The organism is Primorskyibacter sedentarius (genome assembly GCF_004342065.1).
Lineage (GTDB): Bacteria > Pseudomonadota > Alphaproteobacteria > Rhodobacterales > Rhodobacteraceae > Primorskyibacter > Primorskyibacter sedentarius.
In genome coordinates, this window is the sequence record NZ_SLZU01000003.1 from 133,667 (window position 1) to 154,310 (window position 20,644).

General features: G+C 62.8%; 21 protein-coding genes. 4 read left to right on the forward strand and 17 right to left on the reverse strand.

All coding sequences use genetic code 11. The annotated features are described in order from the left end of the window. Positions 1-195 precede the first annotated feature (195 nt). From EDD52_RS06870 to EDD52_RS06890, 7 genes are all read right to left on the reverse strand, one after another. The gene (locus tag EDD52_RS06870) at positions 196-405 is read right to left on the reverse strand and encodes a hypothetical protein (RefSeq protein WP_132243219.1); all 210 of its coding nucleotides are present in this window, start codon (positions 403-405) and stop codon (positions 196-198) included. Positions 406-733: 328 nt separating this feature from the next. Next, entirely contained in the window at positions 734-1,093 is a 360-nt protein-coding gene (locus tag EDD52_RS06875) for a hypothetical protein (protein ID WP_132243221.1), read from the reverse strand. Between the two features lie 78 nt (positions 1,094-1,171). Beyond that, the gene (locus EDD52_RS23605; protein ID WP_165907473.1) at positions 1,172-1,312 is read right to left on the reverse strand and encodes a hypothetical protein; all 141 of its coding nucleotides are present in this window, start codon (positions 1,310-1,312) and stop codon (positions 1,172-1,174) included. A 226-nt stretch (positions 1,313-1,538) separates the two neighbouring features. Continuing rightward, positions 1,539-2,105: a DUF6497 family protein gene (locus EDD52_RS06880; protein WP_243651863.1), complete on the reverse strand. Its 567-nt coding sequence runs from the start codon at positions 2,103-2,105 to the stop codon at positions 1,539-1,541. Further along, positions 2,102-2,458, reverse strand: a complete 357-nt coding sequence (locus EDD52_RS06885; RefSeq protein WP_132243223.1) for a hypothetical protein — start codon at positions 2,456-2,458, stop codon at positions 2,102-2,104. The genes EDD52_RS06880 and EDD52_RS06885 overlap by 4 nt, the downstream gene beginning before the upstream one ends. Next, complete coding sequence (locus tag EDD52_RS23610) at positions 2,455-2,622, reverse strand: hypothetical protein (RefSeq protein WP_165907474.1); 168 nt, start codon at positions 2,620-2,622, stop codon at positions 2,455-2,457. Before EDD52_RS23610 ends, EDD52_RS06885 begins: the two co-directional genes overlap by 4 nt. An 84-nt stretch (positions 2,623-2,706) precedes the next feature. After that, complete coding sequence (locus EDD52_RS06890) at positions 2,707-4,239, reverse strand: acyl-CoA carboxylase subunit beta (protein WP_132243225.1); 1,533 nt, start codon at positions 4,237-4,239, stop codon at positions 2,707-2,709. Positions 4,240-4,420: 181 nt separating this feature from the next. Between EDD52_RS06890 and EDD52_RS06895 the strand changes: the two genes are divergently transcribed. Beyond that, a complete protein-coding gene (locus tag EDD52_RS06895; RefSeq protein ID WP_132243227.1) occupies positions 4,421-5,647 on the forward strand; it encodes a multidrug effflux MFS transporter in 1,227 nt (408 codons plus the stop codon). Between the two features lie 66 nt (positions 5,648-5,713). Further along, positions 5,714-7,114, forward strand: a complete 1,401-nt coding sequence (locus EDD52_RS06900; RefSeq protein ID WP_132243229.1) for a helix-turn-helix domain-containing protein — start codon at positions 5,714-5,716, stop codon at positions 7,112-7,114. A 78-nt stretch (positions 7,115-7,192) separates the two neighbouring features. On the opposite strand, the gene EDD52_RS06905 is transcribed toward EDD52_RS06900, so the two are convergent. The 4 genes from EDD52_RS06905 to EDD52_RS06920 form a co-directional block, all read right to left on the reverse strand. After that, the gene (locus tag EDD52_RS06905) at positions 7,193-7,429 is read right to left on the reverse strand and encodes an HP1242/YdcH family protein (protein WP_132243231.1); all 237 of its coding nucleotides are present in this window, start codon (positions 7,427-7,429) and stop codon (positions 7,193-7,195) included. A gap of 156 nt (positions 7,430-7,585) precedes the next feature. Then, the gene (locus EDD52_RS06910) at positions 7,586-8,518 is read right to left on the reverse strand and encodes a DMT family transporter (RefSeq protein WP_279389256.1); all 933 of its coding nucleotides are present in this window, start codon (positions 8,516-8,518) and stop codon (positions 7,586-7,588) included. Between the two features lie 54 nt (positions 8,519-8,572). Beyond that, on the reverse strand, positions 8,573-9,118 hold the full coding sequence (locus tag EDD52_RS06915; RefSeq protein ID WP_424449909.1) for a LysE/ArgO family amino acid transporter: 546 nt from the start codon (positions 9,116-9,118) through the stop codon (positions 8,573-8,575). Positions 9,119-9,300: 182 nt separating this feature from the next. Beyond that, on the reverse strand, positions 9,301-10,041 hold the full coding sequence (locus tag EDD52_RS06920; RefSeq protein WP_132243233.1) for a YebC/PmpR family DNA-binding transcriptional regulator: 741 nt from the start codon (positions 10,039-10,041) through the stop codon (positions 9,301-9,303). A 131-nt stretch (positions 10,042-10,172) separates the two neighbouring features. Here EDD52_RS06920 and EDD52_RS06925 point away from each other — a divergent pair, with 131 nt between their 5' ends. Beyond that, on the forward strand, positions 10,173-11,951 hold the full coding sequence (locus EDD52_RS06925; protein ID WP_132243235.1) for an SLC13 family permease: 1,779 nt from the start codon (positions 10,173-10,175) through the stop codon (positions 11,949-11,951). A gap of 78 nt (positions 11,952-12,029) precedes the next feature. Here the strand turns inward: EDD52_RS06925 and EDD52_RS06930 are convergent, their stop codons facing one another. The 5 genes from EDD52_RS06930 to mgtE all read right to left on the reverse strand — a co-directional run bounded on the left by EDD52_RS06930 (position 12,030) and on the right by mgtE (position 17,732). After that, positions 12,030-13,808: an SLC13 family permease gene (locus EDD52_RS06930; protein ID WP_132243237.1), complete on the reverse strand. Its 1,779-nt coding sequence runs from the start codon at positions 13,806-13,808 to the stop codon at positions 12,030-12,032. Positions 13,809-13,835: 27 nt separating this feature from the next. Beyond that, a complete protein-coding gene (locus tag EDD52_RS06935) occupies positions 13,836-14,759 on the reverse strand; it encodes a DMT family transporter (RefSeq protein WP_132243239.1) in 924 nt (307 codons plus the stop codon). Then, positions 14,756-15,568, reverse strand: coding sequence for a TIGR00282 family metallophosphoesterase (locus tag EDD52_RS06940; protein ID WP_132243241.1), 813 nt, complete (start codon positions 15,566-15,568; stop codon positions 14,756-14,758). Before EDD52_RS06940 ends, EDD52_RS06935 begins: the two co-directional genes overlap by 4 nt. 218 nt (positions 15,569-15,786) lie before the next feature. Continuing rightward, the gene (locus tag EDD52_RS06945) at positions 15,787-16,335 is read right to left on the reverse strand and encodes a 5-formyltetrahydrofolate cyclo-ligase (RefSeq protein WP_132243703.1); all 549 of its coding nucleotides are present in this window, start codon (positions 16,333-16,335) and stop codon (positions 15,787-15,789) included. 2 nt (positions 16,336-16,337) lie between these two features. Then, entirely contained in the window at positions 16,338-17,732 is a 1,395-nt protein-coding gene (gene mgtE / locus EDD52_RS06950) for a magnesium transporter (RefSeq protein WP_132243243.1), read from the reverse strand. 123 nt (positions 17,733-17,855) lie between these two features. On the opposite strand from mgtE, the gene guaD reads away from it, so the two are divergent. Continuing rightward, on the forward strand, positions 17,856-19,184 hold the full coding sequence (gene guaD, locus EDD52_RS06955; protein ID WP_132243245.1) for a guanine deaminase: 1,329 nt from the start codon (positions 17,856-17,858) through the stop codon (positions 19,182-19,184). A 4-nt stretch (positions 19,185-19,188) separates the two neighbouring features. Here guaD and EDD52_RS06960 read toward each other — a convergent pair whose 3' ends face one another. After that, complete coding sequence (locus tag EDD52_RS06960) at positions 19,189-20,529, reverse strand: 8-oxoguanine deaminase (protein WP_132243247.1); 1,341 nt, start codon at positions 20,527-20,529, stop codon at positions 19,189-19,191. Positions 20,530-20,644: the final 115 nt, after the last annotated feature.

The following is a 20,644-nucleotide window of genomic DNA, read 5'->3' on the forward strand; positions in this document are numbered from 1 at the left end:
CAGTGAATTGGCCCGCGGTTGGCACCCGCGGCAAGAGCATGAAAAAAGCCGCCCGCGCATAGGGATGCGCGAACGGCCTCGAAAGCATGTATCTGAACTGCGCGGTCAGCCGTCAGGCCAAACCCCGCAGATTGCATTGTGATGCGCTGAGTGGCCGGTGCAACAACACTTGCCGAAGCAATCGACCCGCCGGGTTCAGCAGCGCGACGGGTATCGCTGGCAATACGCGACGTTGGCCGCAGCGCCCACGGCCGCGCCGACGATCGGATCGCCGTCCGTGACCACCGCGCCGGCCGCACCTGCGCCGCCCCCGATGATGGCCTGTTCACCCAGCGTGTCGCCACAGCCTGCAAGCGCGGCAATGCCTGCGCCAAGCGCCACCCATTTGATTGTTTGTCCGAGCATGTCCTGCCTCCGTCATGCGAATGTAGAACACAAACACTCGACGTCGTCGCTCTGTTCCAGCCCCATTCGTAAATTCGAGAAAAATCGGCAAAACCTTGCCAATACAGGGGGTTGCGAGCCATTTCTTGCCACGAAAAAAAGGGCGGCGGGTCAAGGGGTAGACCACGCCGCCCGTTAGGGGAAGGGTAACGGTGATCGGGCAGCGTGGGAACGCCACCCTCTCGCAATAAAATTACCCTGCCCAATTCAGACAGCGCCGCCAAGCACGAAGTCGCCTTCGCGCCTGACCCAGCGTAAACTCGCCTATTCCACTTTAGGATGAGCGAATTCATGCCCACTCATCCCCTTCGAACACGGCCGGGAAGGACGCGCGAGCGATATCCTCGTCGATCACCAGAAGCGCCTCGTAGGAGGTAGAATCAAAATCTTCCTCGACGGGTTTGACTTCGCGGCCAAAGAGCCAGCTCAGGCGGCCAGCGTCCAGATTGCCGCGCTCGAACGGTTCAGTGCCGAATTGCTGCCAGAGGGCGGCCATGAATGCCTCGTCCGCACGCCGGTCAGGCGGTCGGCGGTCGGCGTAACGTTCGCGCCGCACGAGTGGCGTGGCACCCTTGGGGTTGGCACGTCGAACTGTAAATTGGAAATCAGATCCGGGCAAACGCCCGGGAAAGCCGCGATGCTTCAGCATGTCCAGCCCTCCATTGTCAGGGGGGCGCGGCCGTGGACCGGTGTCGAAGCGGGCCGGTGGGCCCGCCCCGGGGTGGTGTTACTTGTACTTGCCGGTGTAGGTCGGCTCCGAGGAGATGGGCTCGGGATCGACCATGACAACTTCTTCTTGCTTGGGCGCGCAGGCCGAAATTGCTGCGACAAAGCTGAACAGTGCGATGAGCTTGATGCTCTTGGACATTTTAGTCTCCTGCCAATTTCTGTTGATGTGACAGAACCGGTCGGCCCTGCGCCATCTCGTGTTTGAATAACGGCTGCACTCGTGCATCCGTTCCCTAGACTATCGAAATTCTTGGCAAAAAGAAACGTGGGTGATGATGCGGGCACTGCTGCATCGTCCGGTTGTGATGCGAAAGACGCAAAGCTCGCCCGCATCGGGCCAAGTGCCTCCAGATGATGTGGTTTCATCAATACATCTCCCAGATACAGCGGCCATCCTCGATGGCATAGGCCTCGAAATATTGGGTGAGATCTGGGGCAGACGTGCCGAATTCCACCGCACGTTCGGACAGGCTGATGACGACACGTTCGGGCGTGCCCTCCAACCCCTGCAGCCGTGGCAGCGCGTAGCTTTGGCACAAGATCTGCATGTCCTCGAGGACATCGTCAAAGCTCAACCCGCCCGCATCGGGCGCGATCTGATGCGCAACAAACCGAAAGCGGTAGACCTCTCCCGCCCCGGCCTGCTGGCCTGACACTTCACGAAGTGCTTCCTGAAATTCCAGAACCTGACCGGATGGCAGGGCGAGCGTGACAGGCTCGCCATGAGCCGCGTGACCGACGCCCAGCAGCACCGCAAGCGCCATGACGGCACCGGACCCGCCAGCAAAAACTGCGGGGCTATCTGCGTCAGAATTTTCGGATGTTTGCAGACGGTCCCGGCCTTCTTTCGAAGCTCCTCTCGCCGGGACCATCTTGCCGCCAGGCTCACCTGCGGCTGCTTGCCGGATGCATAAGGCGGACATGATGCTCATGCGCGCCCCCGGCTGTTCGTTGCGGCCCATGTCGACCAACGTGCGCGTCGCGCCGGGTCGGACAACAGGTCCGCGAGATCTGCGTTTATCCCTTTCGGCAGGGCCGCACCTTTGGGCACCTGCCCCCCGGCCCGCAGGATCACGCGTTCGTGACCGAGGGTAACTTCTATCACAGGCGTAAAGCCACGCAAGCCCTTTAGCATGCGCCAGACGTCCTGTCGGGCCTGCCGGGCAAGCCTAGCCGGGTCCATCGGCGGAAACACGCTTGTCGCCTCCACGTCAAAACGGGCAGGCAAGCGGCGGCTCAGCAGATAACGCCCTTCCTCTCGCTGGATATGCCAACGTGCTGTCATGCCACGGCCCGCGATATTCTGTTGCCCGCGCGGGGCGCCCGCCGATCCGCTGCGGCCAGACCACGGGCGCCACCGTCACGACCGGCGTCATTGCAAAGCAACACCGCATCGGCCGGGCAAATCCCCCGGTCCGTGCGTGGCGTTGTCTGCAATAGCTCGATCATGCGGGCTCCCCCGGGGGTGTTCGTGGCGCATGCGCCAGTGATGGTGATGCGTTGCCGCGGCGGGATCCGCCACAGCGAGACGGATCACAGCGGGATGTTATCGTGCTTCTTCCACGGATTGGTCAGCTTCTTGCCACGCAGCGACGCAAAGGCCCGGCTGACGCGCTTACGGGTGGACCGGGGCTGGATCACCTCGTCGATGAAACCACGCTCTGCCGCGACAAACGGATTTGCGAAACGGTCTTCGTAGTCTTTCGTGTGACCAGCAATCTTTTCGGCATCGCCCAGATCGGCACGGTGGATGATCTCTGTCGCGCCCTTGGCGCCCATGACCGCGATCTCGGCAGTGGGCCAGGCATAGTTGAAATCACCGCGCAGATGCTTGGATGCCATCACGTCATACGCACCGCCATAGGCTTTGCGCGTGATGACCGTGACCTTGGGCACCGTCGCTTCACCATAGGCAAACAGCAGCTTGGCACCGTGCTTAATGACACCGCCATATTCCTGCCCCGTCCCCGGCAAGAAGCCCGGCACGTCGACAAAGGTCAGGATCGGAATTTCGAACGCATCGCAGAACCGGACGAAACGCGCGGCCTTACGGCTGGAATCGATGTCGAGACACCCCGCCAGGACCATCGGCTGGTTCGCCACTACACCCACGGTCTGACCTTCAAGCCGGATGAACCCGGTGATAATGTTCTTGGCAAAATCTTCCTGAATTTCGTAAAAATCCGCCTCATCCGCGACCTTCAGGATCAGTTCCTTCATGTCATACGGGCTGTTGGCGTTTTCAGGGATCAGCGTATCGAGCGAAGGTTCCACCCGGCCGGGTTCGTCAAAGAACGGGCGCACGGGCGGCTTTTCGCGGTTGTTGAGCGGCAGAAGATCGATCAGGCGGCGCACTTCGGCCATCGCCTCGACGTCATTCTCGAATGCGCCATCTGCAACCGAGGATTTCTTGGTATGGGTGGACGCGCCACCAAGCTCTTCGGCCGTGACCACCTCGTTTGTCACGGTCTTGACCACGTCGGGGCCCGTCACGAACATGTATGAGCTGTCTTTCACCATGAAGATGAAATCCGTCATGGCGGGGCTGTAGACCGCACCACCCGCGCAGGGCCCCATGATGACAGAAATCTGCGGCACCACACCGCTGGCCATGATGTTGCGCTGGAACACCTCGGCATAGCCGGCAAGCGAGGCCACACCTTCCTGAATGCGTGCGCCGCCGGAATCGTTGATGCCGATCACGGGCGCACCGTTCTGCATCGCCATATCCATGATCTTGCAGATCTTCTGCGCATGGGTTTCCGACAGCGAGCCGCCGAAGACGGTAAAGTCCTGGCTGAACACATAGACCTGACGGCCATTCACTGTGCCCCAGCCCGTGATGACACCGTCCCCATAGGGGCGCTGCTTTTCCATCCCGAAATCGGTGCAGCGATGCGCGACGAACATGTCGAACTCTTCAAACGAGTCTTCGTCCAGCAGCAGTTCGATCCGCTCGCGGGCAGTCAGCTTGCCCTTGCCATGCTGAGCCTCGATGCGTTTTTGCCCGCCTCCCAGCCGAGCTTCGGCACGGCGGTCTTCCAGCACTTGCAGGATATCTTTCATCGGGCTCTCCCATGTGTCATTTCGCGCGAAAATACAGAATGCTGCGCCTGCAGCAAGAATTATTCGGCAAATTTGCAAATGCTGGAAAATAAAAGACATGCTAATTGCAAATTCGCAAACTGAACAGATCCGTGCAGATTTGGAATGGACATGGCCGCTGACTGGGCGTACGCAATGGAAAATGAATTCTCTGACACAGGTCCGATATCTGGACCGCGCAACCCCGCCCCATATATCCACGCTGATCCTGCTTTCGGGCATGGCCGCGCTGGCGATGAACATCTTCCTGCCGTCGCTGCCGAAGATGACAGAGCATTTCCAGACCGACTATTCTCTGATGCAACTGTCGGTGGCGATCTATCTGGCCGTCAATGCCGGGCTTCAGCTGGTGATCGGGCCGATTTCGGACAAGCTGGGCCGCAGGACGGTGATCCTGGCGGGTATCGGGCTTTTCTGCGTCGCCACGCTCGGCTGCCTTGTTGCCAGCAATATCTGGGTCTTCCTCGGGTTTCGCATGATGCAGGCGGTGATCGCCACCTCGATGGTGCTTAGCCGCGCGGTTGTGCGCGACATGTACCCGCAGGACCGTTCCGCCTCGATGATCGGCTATGTCACGATGGGTATGTCGGTTGTGCCCATGATCGGCCCGATGATCGGCGGCTATCTGGACGAGCTATTGGGGTGGAAAGCCAACTTCTGGCTCCTGCTGGCGCTTGGCGTGGCACTGTTCGCACTGGCATGGCGTGATCTGGGCGAAACGGCTCAGCGCAGCGGCCTGACATTGCGCGCACAATTCGCCGAATACCCGGAGCTTCTGCGCTCCCCGCGGTTCTGGGGCTATGCCATGGCTGCGGGTTTCTCCTCTGGTGCATTCTTTGCCTATGTCGGGGGTGCGCCCTTTGTCGGGTCGGTGGTCTTTGGCATGTCGCCATCGACGCTGGGCCTGTTTTTCGGCGCCCCTGCCCTGGGATATTTCTTCGGCAATTACATGACCGCCCGCTTCGCCACGCGGCTCGGCATCAACAGGCTGGTCCTGTGGGGCAGCCTGTGTGTCGCCTTGGGCATCGGTCTGGCGATCCTGCTGTTTGCTGCGGGTCTGGGCAACGAACTGGTCTTCTTCGGGTCGATGACCTTTGTCGGTCTGGGCAACGGGCTGAGCCTGCCCAATGCGACGGCAGGCATGCTGTCAGTGCGTCCGCATCTGGCGGGCACCGCCTCCGGCTTGGGCGGCGCGTTCCAGATCGGATTGGGTGCCGCGCTTTCCGCGCTTGCCGGATCGCTGCTTAACCCCGCCTGGGGTGTCTGGCCGCTCTTGCTCATCCAGTTCTCGACCGCGCTGATGGCAATTGTCGCGATCCTGATGGTGATCAGACGCGAAAGGAGCCTCGGGGTCCAGCCGCTGGAGTAGCACCCTTGCGGCGCTGACTTTGCAAAGCTAGCATCCGTCCGTTGCTAATCCGCAAAGGGCGCATTGATGGCCACGCAGAAACTATATGCCGGCGCAAAGCTGCGCGACCTGCGCACCCGTATGGGGCTGACGCAAAAGGATTTCGCCGCAAAGCTCGGCGTATCGCTGCCCTATCTGAACCAGATGGAGAACAACAACCGCCCGGTTTCGACCACGGTCGTGCTGGCGCTTGTGCAACAATTCGGTTTTGACGTGACAGAGCTGGCACAGGGCGATTCAGAGCGTCTGGTCTCTGACATGCGCGAGGCGCTGGCCGACCCCGTATTCGCAGACGATGCTCCGCCGCTGGCCGATCTGCGGCTGACCGCCTCCAACGCCCCTGCCCTTGCCCGCGCGTTCCTGGAGCTTCACCGCGCCTACCGGCAAACGCATGAACGGCTGGCCAGCCTTGACGAGGCACTGGGGCGTGAAGGGGCGCAGCTGCGGCCATCCCCGTGGGAAGAGGTCCGGGACTTCTTTCATTATTGTGACAACTACATTGATGCGGTAGACCGTGCGGCCGAGAATTTCGCGACCGGTGCGCTGGAACATGGCGACATCCGCATCGGGACTATGGCCGGGCTGGAACGACACGGCGTGACAGTGCGCCTGTCCCGAACCGGGCCGTTGCGCCATTTCGACGCCGAAACCAAAACCCTGACGCTCTCGGCGCTGGCTGCACCCTCTACCCAGACCTTCCAGATGCTGCTGCAGGTTGCCCTGCTGCGTCAGGACCAACTTCTGGAGGCGACGCTGGATCTGGCGCGGTTCCAGTCCGAAGAAGCCCGCGCCATCGCCAAGATCGGGCTGGCCAATTATTTCGCGGGCGCCGCCCTGATGCCCTACACCGCCTTTCTGACCGAAGCGCAGGAGGTCAGGCACGACCTGGAGCTTCTGGCCACCCGTTTCGGCGCTTCACTGGAGCAGGTGGCGCACCGGCTGTCGACATTGCAGCGCCCGCAGGCCCGCGGGATTCCGTTCTTCTTCGTCAGGGTCGATCAGGCAGGCACGATTACCAAGCGACACTCCGCAACCCGGTTGCAATTCGCGCGTTTTGGCGGCGCATGCCCTTTGTGGAACGTGCATCGCGCCTTCGAGACGCCCGGCCGGTTCCTGCGGCAACTGGCCGAAACACCCGACGGGGTGCGCTATATCTCGCTTGCCCGCGACGTCTCGAAACCGGGTGGTCACTACGGCGCGCCGGTCCGGCGATATGCCATCGCCCTCGGGTGCGAGGTCGCCCATGCGGCCCAGCTGGTCTATGCCGACGGGCAGGATCTGGGCCAGGACAGCGCTTTCGAACCGATCGGCATTTCCTGTCGCATCTGTGAACGGACAAATTGCCACCAACGGTCTGTTCCGCCTTTGGAACGGCGCCTGACCATCGCACCGCATCACCGCGGCACGCTTCCCTACGAGGTCAACTGAGCAGGCCTGAAATGCGCAACGCGCCCCATGGGGCGCGTGCTGATGTGTTTGGGCCGATCCGCAGGCCGAGCCTGATCCTCAGGCCGTGAGCAGCTTGTAGATTTCGTCTTTCAGCGCGGCACGTTCCTTGCGGACCTGCACTTCTGCCAATTCCTCAAGCGGTTCGACATTCGTCTCTGCCCGATGCACCTTGCGGTTGATGGCGTGGTATTCGTCACAAAGCCGCGCGAAATGCGCGTCGGACTGTTTCAGCTCCTGCATCTTGTCGGAGAGTTCCGGGAATTCCTGCGCGAGCTCATGGGGCGTGTGTGACATCGGGTTGTCCTTTCCTGTTCCAGTGCCTCAACTAACCCGACCGGGGAGGCCCGGACCTTGATCCGTGTCAACAAAACCAGCGGTTTCGCCTTTCCCTTGCGTCGCCTCGGAAGGGTCAGGGCAAGAAAGGTCGCGCGTGCAGGTTCGCGCCCGGCATCAAAGCTTGGTTGCCGGTGAGACCGGGGTCAGCGGGCGGCGTTTCAGCATGGCTTCGCGCCACGTGATAAAGCTGACCGCGGCAAGGATGATGGACCCGCCGAAGATCACCCACAGATCCACAGGCTCTGCGAAGAAAAGCGCGCCAAGCGCCACGGCCCAGACCAGTTGCAAATAGGTGACGGGTTGGGTCACCGTGATCGGCGCTTCGCGAAAGGCGAGCGTCATCAGGAAATGCCCAAGCGTTGCAGCACAGGCCACCCCGAACAGAACGGCCAGAGCATAGGCATCCGGCGTGACCCAGACGGGCACTGTCAGCGGAACAAGGCCAATCGTCACCGAGACTGACAGCGTTGCCACGATCAGCGAGGCGGGAACCTCGTCGGCAAGGATCTTGGCCGTCAGGTAGCTGACCGCAAAGAAGACCGAGGTGCCAAGCATCGCGACATGTCCCGGATCCAGCGCCCGGAAGCCGGGCCGCACGATCACCAGCGCGCCCAGCAGGGCACAGGCCACGGCCAGAACCCGCCGCATCGCGAGCCGCTCTTTCAGGGCGACCACCGCACCGACGGTCACGAAGGCCGGTGTCAGGTAACCCAGCGAGGTGACTTCCGCCAAAGGGATCCGCGTCATCGCGTAGAACCAAAGGCTGACCCCGATGGCGTGAACGGCGCCGCGCATGCCGATCAGCCGCCACTGACGCCCGGTCAAGGGGGCCCGCATCACGCCGCGCAGCATGGGCAGGAACAAAACCACGCCCATGATATAGCGCAGAAATGCCGCCTCCGATGCCGGAACGCGCCCGTCCAGCAGCTTGACCAGCGCGGTGACCGCGACAAAGCACAGCCCGGCCAGCAGCATCAGGAAGGCACCTTTATAGATATTGTGATCGGCTTGGGACATGCGCCGCAACAGACCCTGCCGCAGGGGCATGTTCAAGGCGAATTCGTCAGTTCCGGCAACAATAGCTGGCGCGGGCGGGCCTGCTCAGCCCAGCAACAGCGTCGCGGCGATGACCCACATGATCAGCCCGACCAGAACGTCCAGAACCCGCCACGACATGGGGCGCACGAAAACCGGCGCAAGCAGCCGCGCGCCATAGCCAAGCGCCGTGAAGAAGGTGAAGGATGCGATCACCGCCCCAACCCCGAAGGGCAGTGCCACATATTGCGCAGAGACCGATCCCAGCAGCACGACCGTATCGAGGTAGACATGCGGGTTGAGCCAGGTCAGCGCGAGGCAGGTCAGCAGGGCAGCGCGCAGGGAACCTGCCGCCTTTCCCGCCTCCAGCGTCTCTCCTCCGCGCCACGCGGACAGGAAAGCGCGGGCGCCGTAGACGATCAGAAAAGCCGCCCCGCCCCAGCGCATCGCCTGACCAAGTGCCGGGATGCTTTCAATCAGCGCGCCGAACCCCGCCACGCCTGCAACAATCAGCAGCGCATCGGAAAAGGCGCAGGTCAGGACGATCGGCAGAACATGTTCCCGCCGAAGCCCCTGCCGCAGCACAAAAGCATTCTGGGCACCGATCGCCATGATCAGCGACAGGCCGAGTGAAAATCCCGCGATGGCCGACTCTATCACGCCCGGTTCCCGTCCTGTCTTCCGCTATGTGCCAGATCTGCGCGACAGGCAGACACGGATCGTGATCTCCGCCCGCATCCCGCGCACCCGATGGGGCGCGCGAGCTGTTCCTGCAAGGTTGGCAGGGTATCCAGTCAGAGCTGCGCCATGACCTCGTCCGACGCCTCGAAATTGGTGGTCACGCGCTGCACGTCATCATCGTCTTCCAGAGCGTCGACCAGCTTCATCAGCTTCTGCATCGCTTCAAGGTCGAGCTCGGTCGTGGTTGTCGGCCTCCAGACCAGCTTGGTCGAGTCCGACTCGCCCAACTGCGCCTCCAAGGCGTTGGAAACCTCGTTCAGATCGGTATCGGCGCACCAGATCACGTGACCGTCTTCAGAGGATTCCGCGTCCTCCGCCCCGGCCTCGATCGCGGCCATCATCACGGTGTCCGCATCCCCGGCCTCGAGCGGATAGGTGACCTCGCCCTTGCGCTCGAACATGAACCCGACAGACCCGGTTTCGCCCAGATTGCCGCCGTTCTTTGTAAAGGTGGACCGAACGTTGGAGGCGGTCCGGTTGCGATTGTCAGTCATCGCCTCGACGATCACCGCAACGCCATTGGGGCCGTAGCCTTCATAGCGGATTTCTTCGTAATCCTCGCTGTCACCGGCCTGCGATTTCTTGATCGCGCGTTCGATAACGTCCTTGGGGACAGATTGCGACTTGGCCTCTTTGACGGCCAGACGCAGACGCGGATTCTTTTCCGGATCCGGATCGCCCATCTTGGCGGCAACGGTGATCTCTTTCGACAGCTTGGAAAACAGTTTGGACCGAGCTGCGTCCTGACGTCCCTTGCGATGCTGGATATTTGCCCATTTGGAATGGCCGGCCATGTCGTTCCTACCTGAATCTTAGAGAATTTGGAGTGTATCGCGCTGTCTATATGCCAGCAGCGGGGGCTTGGGCAAGGGCACCGGCCCTGCGCTGTCTGGTCAGTTGTCGTGCCGCGGCCTATGCTTTGCGGATGACGACGGATCTTGCCCTTCTCTTTGGCCTCTTCGGTGCGGTGTTCGCGCTGCTGCTGTGGGGAAAATTCCGCTATGATCTTGTGGCGTTCGGCGCGCTTATGCTGGCTGTAACACTGGGGCTTGTGCCTTCGTCCAAGGCTTTTTCCGGCTTTGGCCACCCCGCAACCCTGATCGTGGCGTTGGTTCTGATCGTGTCGGCCGGGTTGGTGCGCTCGGGCGCGGTCTATCTCATCACCCGGACGATGATCGACAGTGCGCGAAAGATCGGCAGCCATATCGCGATCATGGGGGCGGTCGGCGCTGTGCTGTCGGCGTTCATGAACAATGTGGCGGCGCTGGCGCTGCTCATGCCCGTAGACATCCAGACCGCCTACAAGGCGGGGCGGGCACCGGGGCTGACGCTGATGCCGCTCAGCTTTGCCACGATCCTGGGCGGCATGGTCACGCTGATCGGCACGCCGCCCAACATCATCATCGCCTCGATCCGCGAGGAAACGCTGGGCGCGCCTTTCGGAATGTTCGATTTCGCCCCCGTGGGCGGGGCGGCAGCCGTGGCGGGTCTGATCTTCGTGGCAATTGTGGGCTGGCGGCTGATCCCGGACCGGGGCGCCACCGGGGCGCGCGCGCTCGACCTGCAACAGTATATCGCAGAGCTGACCGTCCCGGAAGACAGCCCGCTGATCGGCAAACGTCTGAACGAGCTGCGCACCGAGGCGGACGCGGCGGATGTTGCAATTCTCGGCCTGATCCGGGACGGTAAGCGGCGCTACGGCCGACAGGGCAACACGCCGCTGCGCGCGCAGGACGCGCTGGTGCTGGAAGCCACGCCAGAAGCGCTGGACGAGTTCCGCTCTGCACTGAAGCTCGACTTTTCGGACACCCGCCGAGAGGAGCTGTTGCAGGTCGAGGGCGACGGATTGCGCCTGATCGAGGCCGTGGTGCCGCAGAACTCCCCGGCTGTCGGGCGCACGACGCAAGGGATGGGGCTGGCGTGGCGCCAGCGCACCGTGCTCATGGGTATTTCCCGACAGGGTCGCCGCATAACACGTCAGGTCCGCAAGACCGAAATCTTCCCCGGTGACATCCTGCTTCTGCTGGCCCCCCGAGAGACTGCCGAGGATGTGGTTGATTTCCTCGGCTGTCTGCCCTTGGCCGAACGGGGGCTTGCCGTGACCCAGGATCGCAAGACCTGGATCGCGATTGGCCTTTTCGCGGCTGCCGTCGCGGCGGCGTCATTCGGGTTGATCTATTTGCCGGTTGCGCTGGGGCTGGTCGTCATCGGCTTCGTGCTGGGCAAGATCATTCCACTGGCAGAGATTTACGACCACGTCGAATGGCCGGTGGTCGTGCTGTTGGGCAGCATGATTCCGCTGGGCGCCGCGCTGGAGGATGCCGGCGGCACGCAATTGATCGCCAATGCGCTGGTCGGCCTTACGCAGGGCATGGCCCCGTGGATGATTCTGGGCGTGCTGATGGTGGTGACGATGACCCTGTCGGATGTGCTCAACAACACTGCGACCACGATTGTTGCCGCACCGGTGGGGATCGAGATGGCGCGCGCGCTGGAGGTCTCTGCCGATCCGTTCCTGATGGCGGTCGCCGTTGCAGCCTCGGCCGCGTTCCTCACGCCCATCGGGCACAAGAACAACACGCTGATCCTTGGTCCGGGCGGGTATGAATTCGGCGACTACTGGCGGCTGGGCCTGCCGCTGGAAATCTTGATCGTTGCCGTCACCCTGCCGGTTCTGATGATCGTCTGGCCCTTCACCCCGTAACAACGGCACAGCCGGACGCAGCACCAATGTCGCGCGCGATGCATCCGGGGGCCCTGCCCGTCCCGAAAACGTCGGGGATCAGAGCGGCCAGAACAGTGGGATCAGCAGCGAGGCCAGCAGACCCACAGAAAGGTTCAGCGGGATGCCCACTTTCATGAAGTCGGTAAAGCGGTAGCCGCCGGGCCCGTAGACCAGCGTGTTTGTCTGGTAACCGATGGGCGTGGCAAAGCTGCAGGACGCCGCGATCATCACCGCCACAACAAGCGGCCGGGGATCTATGCCCAAGGCCTGCGCGACACCAATGGCGATGGGGGTCACGACCACGGCGACCGCGTTATTCGACACCAGCTCTGTCAGGACAGAGGTCAGGATATAGATGGCCCAGATCAGCAACGGCCCTGGCAGCATTCCAAGATAGGGCGCGACACCGCGCACGATCAGCTCGACCGCACCGGACGCCTGCAAGGCCGTGCCAATAGCCAGCATCGCGAAGATCAGCGATAACAGACGCCCGTCGACAAAGGAAAACGCCTCGTCCGCGTCGATGCAGCGTGTGAAAAAGACCAGCGCGACGGCAAAGACCGACAGCATCAGGATGGGCGCCACGCCAAATGCGGCAAGGATCACGATGCCGAACAGCGCGATGATCGCAATCGGCGCGTGGCTGCGACGGAACGCGCGGGCAGAAGGTTTGGTGACGTCCACCAGCTCCATCTCGGACGCAAGACGCTGGATATCGGCGGGCGCGCCCTCCAGAAGCAATGTGTCGCCAACCCGGACCACCAGCTCATCCAGCTGTCGGCCGATATTCTGGTTTCGGCGGTGCACGGCCAGCGGATAGACCCCGTAGCGACGGCGCAGGCGCAGCGCCCCAAGAGAGCGCCCCACCATTTTGCAGCCCGGCGTGATCAGCACCTCGACCGTGGAGGTTTCGACCGCCGAGACCTGATCCACGCGCTTGAGCTCGCGGTTGGTTTGCAGGCTCAGAAGTTCCGTCATCTGGGTGCGCAGGACGACCCTGTCGCCTACCTGAAGCGTGACGCCCTTCAGGTTGCGCCGCAGCGAGGTATCGCCGCGGACCACGTCGACCAGACGAACGCCTTCGCGCTTGAACAGCTGCACGCCGGTGACCTCGCGACCGATCAGGTTGCTGTCGGGGGGAATCACCGCTTCGGTGAAGAATTTCATGCGGCTCTTGTCGGACAACATCATCGCCATGCTGTCACGATCCGGCAACAGGTGCGGCCCGATGAACCGAAGGTAGATCATTCCCCAGGCCACCAGCGCCAGCCCCAGCGGCGTGACCTCGAATATCGTGAACGGCTCCAGCCCGGCGGAACGCGATACCCCGTCGACCAGGAGGTTGGTCGAGGTGCCGATCAGGGTGAGCGTGCCGCCAAGGATCGCGGCATAGCTGAGCGGGATCAGCAGTTTCGAGGGCTGAACCCCCAAGGTGCGCGAAAGCTGCACGAAAACCGGGATCATCACGACCACGACGGGCGTATTGGACACCACGGCAGAGGAGGCCAGCACGAAGGCAAGCATCATCGCGATGGCCAGCCGCGGGTTTCGTTGCGCCTGCTTATCGGCGGTAGAGGTGAACGCCTCCAGCGCACCGGTCCGCACAAGGGCGCCCATCACGATGAACATGGCCGCAATCGTCCAGGGCGCAGGGTTGGACAGAACCCTCAGTGCATCCTCATAGGGCAGCACCCCGGTCGCCAGCAGCACCGAAACGCCGCCGATGGCCACCACCTCTGTCGGGTAGGTCTCGCGCAGGAACAGCACGAACATGGCCGCAACAACGGCCAAGGCAAACAGGGCTTGCCCGGTTTGAGTCAATTCGATGAGTTGCATCAGCCCGCCCGGCCCTCGCTCTGAATATCAGTGTGCATTCTGACCTCTGCCCGCGTCGGGGGCAAGCATGGCGCGAGGTCGCGGCTGCACAAGTGCGACACCTGCCAACATTACGACCATCGCGCCCCAGACGGGTGTGGCATAGGTTTCGCCAAGGATCAGCATTGCCCAGCCCACACCGAACAGCGTGACAAGATAGCTGACCTGCACCGCGAAGACCGGGCCGTAAACGCTCACAAGCCAGACATATCCGGTATAGGCAAAGGCATGAAGGACCGAAGCGGCCACCAGCGCCCCTTCCGGCGCTCCCAACGGGACCGGGGTGATCCACTGACCCGACGCCAGCGCCAGCGGTGCCGCAATCACGGCCCCCACCACGCTTGCCCCGGTCAGCAATTGCACCGGCGTCAGGTCCAGCATCCCCCAACGGGCAACCACGTTCCCCTCGATCGCATAGAAGGCCGAGGCGATCAGCGCGATGGGGATCCAGATCACCTGCGCCGTGTCCGGCAGGTTCGCCTCTGGTGCCGCGATCAGGAAAACACCCGCCAGTCCAAGGACGAGCCCCAGAAGCCGCAGCCAGCGAAATCGGTCAAGGCCAAGCGCCAGTGCAATCGGGAAGGCCATCACCGGGACCAATGACAGCAGGATTGACAGAACACCGGATGGCAGATGTCTTGCCGCCGCGTAGGAGGCTGCATTCGGCAGTACAGTGCCCAGAAGGGCGATCAGCAGGTAAAGCCTCAGGTAAGGCGCAGTCATCGGCACGCCCTGCCCGCGCCACCGGGTGATCGCCAGCAGCAGCCCTGCCCCGATCACCTGCTGCCAGAAGATCAGTCCCAAAGGCATGTGCCCTGTGCTGACGGCGATTTTGGACATGGGTTGGGTCATGCCCCAGGCCGCCCCCACCAATGCAAGCACCACGAAGGGCAGTGCCCGCGACCGGGTCATGGCAGGGTGGGTTCCAGACGTCCGCCCTTGCGCACCATGCGGATCGAGGTGGCGCGCCCGGTGCGGTCGTCTGTCTCCACCAGCACGCCCGACAGGGTCGCCTCGCCACCTGCGGGCTGGAACCGTTCCTTCGCCATGCCGGTCACGAAACGCCGCATCGGCTCTGCCTTTTCCATGCCTATGACGGAGTTGTAATCACCGCACATTCCTGCATCCGTCAGGTAGCCCGTGCCACTGGGCAGGATCTGCGCATCGGCAGTGGGCACATGGGTATGCGTGCCAACCACAAGGCTGGCGCGACCGTCACAATAATGCCCCATTCCCATCTTCTCGGAGGTCGCTTCGCAATGCATGTCGACAAGGATCATCTGCGCCTGCCCGCCAAGAGGATGCTTGCGCAGAATCTCATCAACCGCGCTGAACGGGTCATCAAAGGCCCGCTTCATGAACACCTGCCCCAGCACCTGAAGCACCAGCACCTTGCGCCCCCGCCTGTCGGTGAACAGCCTGTGCCCCCGCCCCGGCGCCACCTTGGCGAAGTTCAGCGGCCGCAGAATGCGCGATTCGGTGTCGATGAAACGCAGCATGTCCTTCTGGTCGAACGCATGGTCCCCCAGCGTGACACAATCCGCCCCCGCATCCAGCAGCAGCTTGGCATGCTCTGCGGTCAGCCCCATCCCATGCGAGGCGTTCTCGCCGTTCACCACGGTGAAATCGGCACGTAGCTCTTCCTGCAACGGGCGCAGGCCATCGCGAATTGCAACGCGCCCGGCGCGCCCCATCACGTCTCCAAGAAAAAGCGTTCTCATGGCGTTTCCCTAGGCCGGGTGGACCGGAAGAGCAAGAGGCCGCGGCTTTTCCCGCAGATGGGCGCGCGCGGGGCCAGACAATGATGCGCACCCGTCACAACCCCGCGCCTGCCGGACGCATCTGCGTCCGGCACCGGGCGACGCCCGAAGGGCGGCGCAAAACCTGTGCGCGCCTTGGCGCGCTCCGCTTGGGAACAGCCTGCCTAGGGGCCGCAGCATCAGGGCGTGATGATCCCGGTTTCCGTCACGATAAGGTCAAGTCGCTGATCGGTGGGCTCTGTCGGCAAATCTTCTGCTTCCTGCCCCGCAAAGGCAAATCCGATCGCCATGATCGCGCGACGGCTGCGCAGCCCTTCCAGCGTCCGGTCATAGAAACCTCCGCCATATCCCAAACGGTCGCCCGCCCGCGTGAACGCCACGAGCGGAAGGATCACGATCTCCGGCTCCATCAGCCGTTCCTCGGCCGGGATACGGGCCCCGAACGGCCCCTCGATCAACGCGCAATCCGGCTCCCACAGGCTGAAGACAAGCGGTTGCCCGGCGCCCCGGATCACGGGCACCCCGACCGGCCCATGGGCGCTGGCCTCGGCCATCGCCGCCAGCGGGTCAATCTCTGTGCGCATCGGCATGTAGCCCGCCATTGGTACACCGCGATAGCCTGCCAGCACCTCTGACAGGTATCCCGCCTGCCCCGGCGGGCGCGTCTCATATGCCAGTTTGCGGCGAAGCAACGCCGCGCGGCGCGCGTCGGCTTTGCGGTCCGCCAGCGTCACAGCAGAACCATCGCGGCGAGGCCCAGAAAGGCCAGAAATCCGACGATATCCGTGACCGTGGTCACGAAAGCCCCCGAGGCCAGCGCCGGATCAACCCCGATCCGCTGAAGAACCACCGGAATGCCGGTGCCCGCCAGGCCAGCCACCACAAGATTAATGACCATCGCGGCGGCAATGACATAGCCCAGGTGCAGCGACCCGAACCACAAGAGCCCCACCAGCCCCATGACCAGCGCGAAGATCAACCCGTTGATCAGCCCGACCAGCACTTCGCGTCGCAGAACCCGCCAGACATTGGCACCTGTCAGGTCCTTGGTGGCAAGCGCGCGCACCGCAACCGTCAGCGATTGGGTCCCCGCATTGCCCCCCATGGACGCCACGATCGGCATCAACACCGCCAGCGCCACAAGGCTGGCAATCGCCGCCTCGAACTGGGCAATGACCAGCGAAGCCAGCACCGCCGTCACCAGGTTGACCGCAAGCCACGGAAGGCGTTGCCGCGTCGTTTCCAGCACCCGGTCTGACAGGCTCGATTCCTCGCCCACACCGGCAAGGCGCAGGATGTCCTCTTCATGCTCTTCATCCAGAACGGCCATCGCATCGTCGATAGTGATCATGCCGATCAGGCGACCTTCCTCATCGACCACCGGCGCCGAGATCAGGTGATACTGGTTGAACGCATAAGCGACCTCGCCTTCATATTGCGTGACCGGGATGACCTGAAACATCGATTCTGTCAGCTCGCGCAGCGGCGTCTCGCGCCGCGACGCCATGATCTTGCCCAGCGTCACGTTTCCAACCGGATGCATGCGCGGATCGACGAGGATCACGTGATAGAACTGCTCGGGCAGGTTCTCCTGGCTGCGCAAATAGTCGATCGCTTCGCCCACGGACCAATGCTCGGGCGCCATCACGACTTCGGTCTGCATCAGACGGCCGGCCGAGTATTCAGGATAGGTCAGCGAGCGCTGCACGGCGACGCGGTCTGAATCCTCCAGCGCGCCCAGGATCGCATCATGCTGCGTCTCTTCAAGATCTTCCAGCAGATCGACCACATCGTCGCTGTCCATTTCGCGAACAGCATCGGCCAGCACATCCGGGTTGAGGATGGAGATGACTTCCTCGCGGATCACCTCGTCCAGTTCGGACAGGATCTCGCCATCGAACTCCCGGTCATAGAGCAGAATCAGGCGGCGCCGGTCAAACGGGTTGATCTGTTCCAGAAGGTCAGCGATGTCCGCCGCGTGGAGCGGCTCCAGAAGCTCGACAAGCTGCTCGCGATCCTCGACATCAAGCGCATAGAGAATCGCACTGATGGCCCGCCGGTCCAGCTGATAGGCCTGCTCGTCGGTCTCTGCCTCGACTTCCGGGCTTGTTGTTTCATCGGCCATGCAGCGTCCTCGGATTCGTGTCCCGTCATCAATATTGGATTGACGTCGGGAACAACAGTCCCGGCACCGATTTACGTTCGCGCTTGCACGTTCTACCGTCGGCCCGGCGAAGGGAGCCAGAGAATGACAAAATTGACCCTGCTAACCGGGCAAACGTTAAGCTTTGACGCCCAGCCCGGGCTAAGCGCGCCGCAAGGTGCTGCGCGATTTGACAGTGCGGGCGGCGTGCTGATCAGGGACGGTCTGGTTGCCGCGACCGGCCCTGCATCAGAGCTTCGCAAAGCCCATCCAGAAGCGTCCGAAATCGCCTATGGCGAGGGGCTGATCCTGCCGGGATTCGTTGATGCCCACGCGCATTACCCGCAGACCGCGATGATCGCCAGCTGGGGCAAGCGGTTGATCGACTGGCTCAACAGCTACACTTTTCCCGAAGAAATGCGCTTTGCCGATCCGGCCTATGCGGCAGACATTGCCGGGCGCTACCTTGACCTGCTGCTGGCGCATGGCACGACGACCGTCTGCAGCTTCTGCACCGTGCATCCACAAAGTGTCGATGCCTATTTTGAGGCCGCAAAGGCGCGCGGCATGCGCGTACTCGGCGGCAAGACCTGCATGGATCGCAATGCACCTGACGGCCTGCTGGACGACCCGAAACGCGCCTATGACGACAGCCGCGCGTTGCTGAACCGTTGGCACGGGGTGCATCGGCTCAGCTACGTGATCACGCCGCGGTTCTCGCCAACCTCGACGCCAGAGCAACTGTCGGCGCTTGGGGCTCTTTGGGCCGAGAACCCTGATTGCCTGATGCAAACGCATCTTAGCGAACAAACGGACGAGATTGACTGGGTCAAAGAGCTCTTTCCGCAGGCGCGCGACTATCTGGATACCTATGAGGCGCACGGATTGCTGGGGACAAACGGGCTTTATGGCCACGCCATTCATCTTGAGCCGCGCGAACGCGCCCGGCTGGCAGAGGTCGGCGCGGCGCTGGTCCATTGCCCGACCTCCAACACGTTCATCGGGTCGGGCCTGTTCGACATGGCCGGCCTGGCGGCGGAAGGGCAACGCATCGGTCTGGCAACGGATACGGGCGGCGGATCGGACTTTTCGATGCTGCGGACGATGTGTGCGGCCTATGAGGTGGCGCAATTGCGCGGGCAGGCCCTGCATCCATCCTACCTTCTCTGGTTGGCGACGGCAGGCTCGGCTGAGGCGTTGCGACAGGGCAACCGTATCGGTCGTCTGGCCCCGGGGATGGAGGCAGACATCTGCGTGCTGGACCTTGCCTCCACCCCAGCGATCGCGCAACGGTCGCGCCGGGCAAATGACATCTGGGAAGCGGTCTTCCCGACCATCATGATGGGCGACGACCGCGCCATTCGCGATGTCTGGGTGGGCGGCACGCGGGTCGAGCCTTCAGCGGCGCAATCGTCTGGGCAGCTTTTCGGGTGATGCTCTACAGTGCTGAGGCCAGTGCATTTGCAAGTCTGGCCTGTTCGGTCAGTACCCGCCGAAGATCCACCGTCGTTATCAGACCGTCGCGCACAACCTGCCGCCCCTCGACGAAGAGATCGCGCACCCGTGTCGGGCCAGCAAGCAGCAGCGCCGCCGGATCCCAGCTGCCTGCCGCTTCGATCCCCGTGATATCCCAAAGCGCCAGATCGGCGCGCTTGCCCACCGCGATCTGCCCACAGTCATGGCGGCCCAACACCTCGGCGCCGCCACGGGTCGCGATGAACAGCGCCTCGCGCGCGCTCATCGCATCTGCGCCCCGCGCCACGCGTTGCAGCAGCATTGCCTGCCGTGCCTCCGCCACGAGGTTGCCGGTATCGTTGGAGGCTGATCCGTCCACGCCAAGCCCCACGCGCAGCCCGGCATCCCGCATTGCCCGCACAGGCGCGATGCCCGATCCAAGGCGACAGTTTGAACAGGGGCAATGCGCCACCCCCGTTCCGGTACGGGCAAAAAGCGCGATTTCCGGGGCCTCCAGCTTTACACAATGGGCGTGCCAGACATCGTCCCCCGTCCAGCCCAGATCTTCGGCATATTGCCCCGGACGACAGCCGAATTGCGCCAAGGAATAGGCGACATCCTCGTCATTTTCGGCCAGATGGGTGTGCAGCATCACGCCCTTGTCACGCGCCAGTAGGGCGGCGTTGCGCATCAGTTCGCGGCTGACGGAAAAGGGTGAACAGGGGGCAATGCCCACGCGGATCATCGCGCCGTCTGACGGGTCGTGAAAGGCATCGATCACGCGAATGCAGTCGTTCAGAATCTCCTCTTCACGCTCGACAAGCGCATCCGGCGGCAGGCCGCCCGCGCTTTCGCCGATGCTCATGGCCCCACGCGTGGTATGGAATCGCAGACCGATTTCCCGCGCGGCATCGACCGTATCATCAAGCCGCGACCCGTTCGGAAAGAGGTAGAGATGATCCGACGTCATCGTGCAGCCCGACAAGGCCAGTTCTGCCAGCCCGGTTAGGGCCGAGACGCGCATATGCTCTGGCGTGAACCGCGCCCAGATCGGGTAAAGCCTTTGCAGCCAGCCGAACAGAAGCGCATCCTGCGCACCGGGCACGGCCTTTGTCAGCGATTGGAAGAGGTGGTGATGGGTGTTCACCAACCCGGGCGTGACCAGCGCGCCGCGTGCATCCACGATGTCGCCGCGAGGCTCCAGCCCCTGCCCGATCTCTGCAATCACCCCGCCCGTCAGGCGAATGTCACAGCCCACCAGCTCGCGCCCGGCATCATCCATGGTCAGAAGATGGGCACAGTTGCGGATAAGTGTGTCTTGCATGGCAAAGCCCTCCTGAATCAACAGTCCCATTCGGTGGAATGCGGGCCGCCGGTGACAGAAGGGGCAAGGACTCATCCGGCGCGGCCCATCCTACACGAATGAGCGCGCGCGGTGA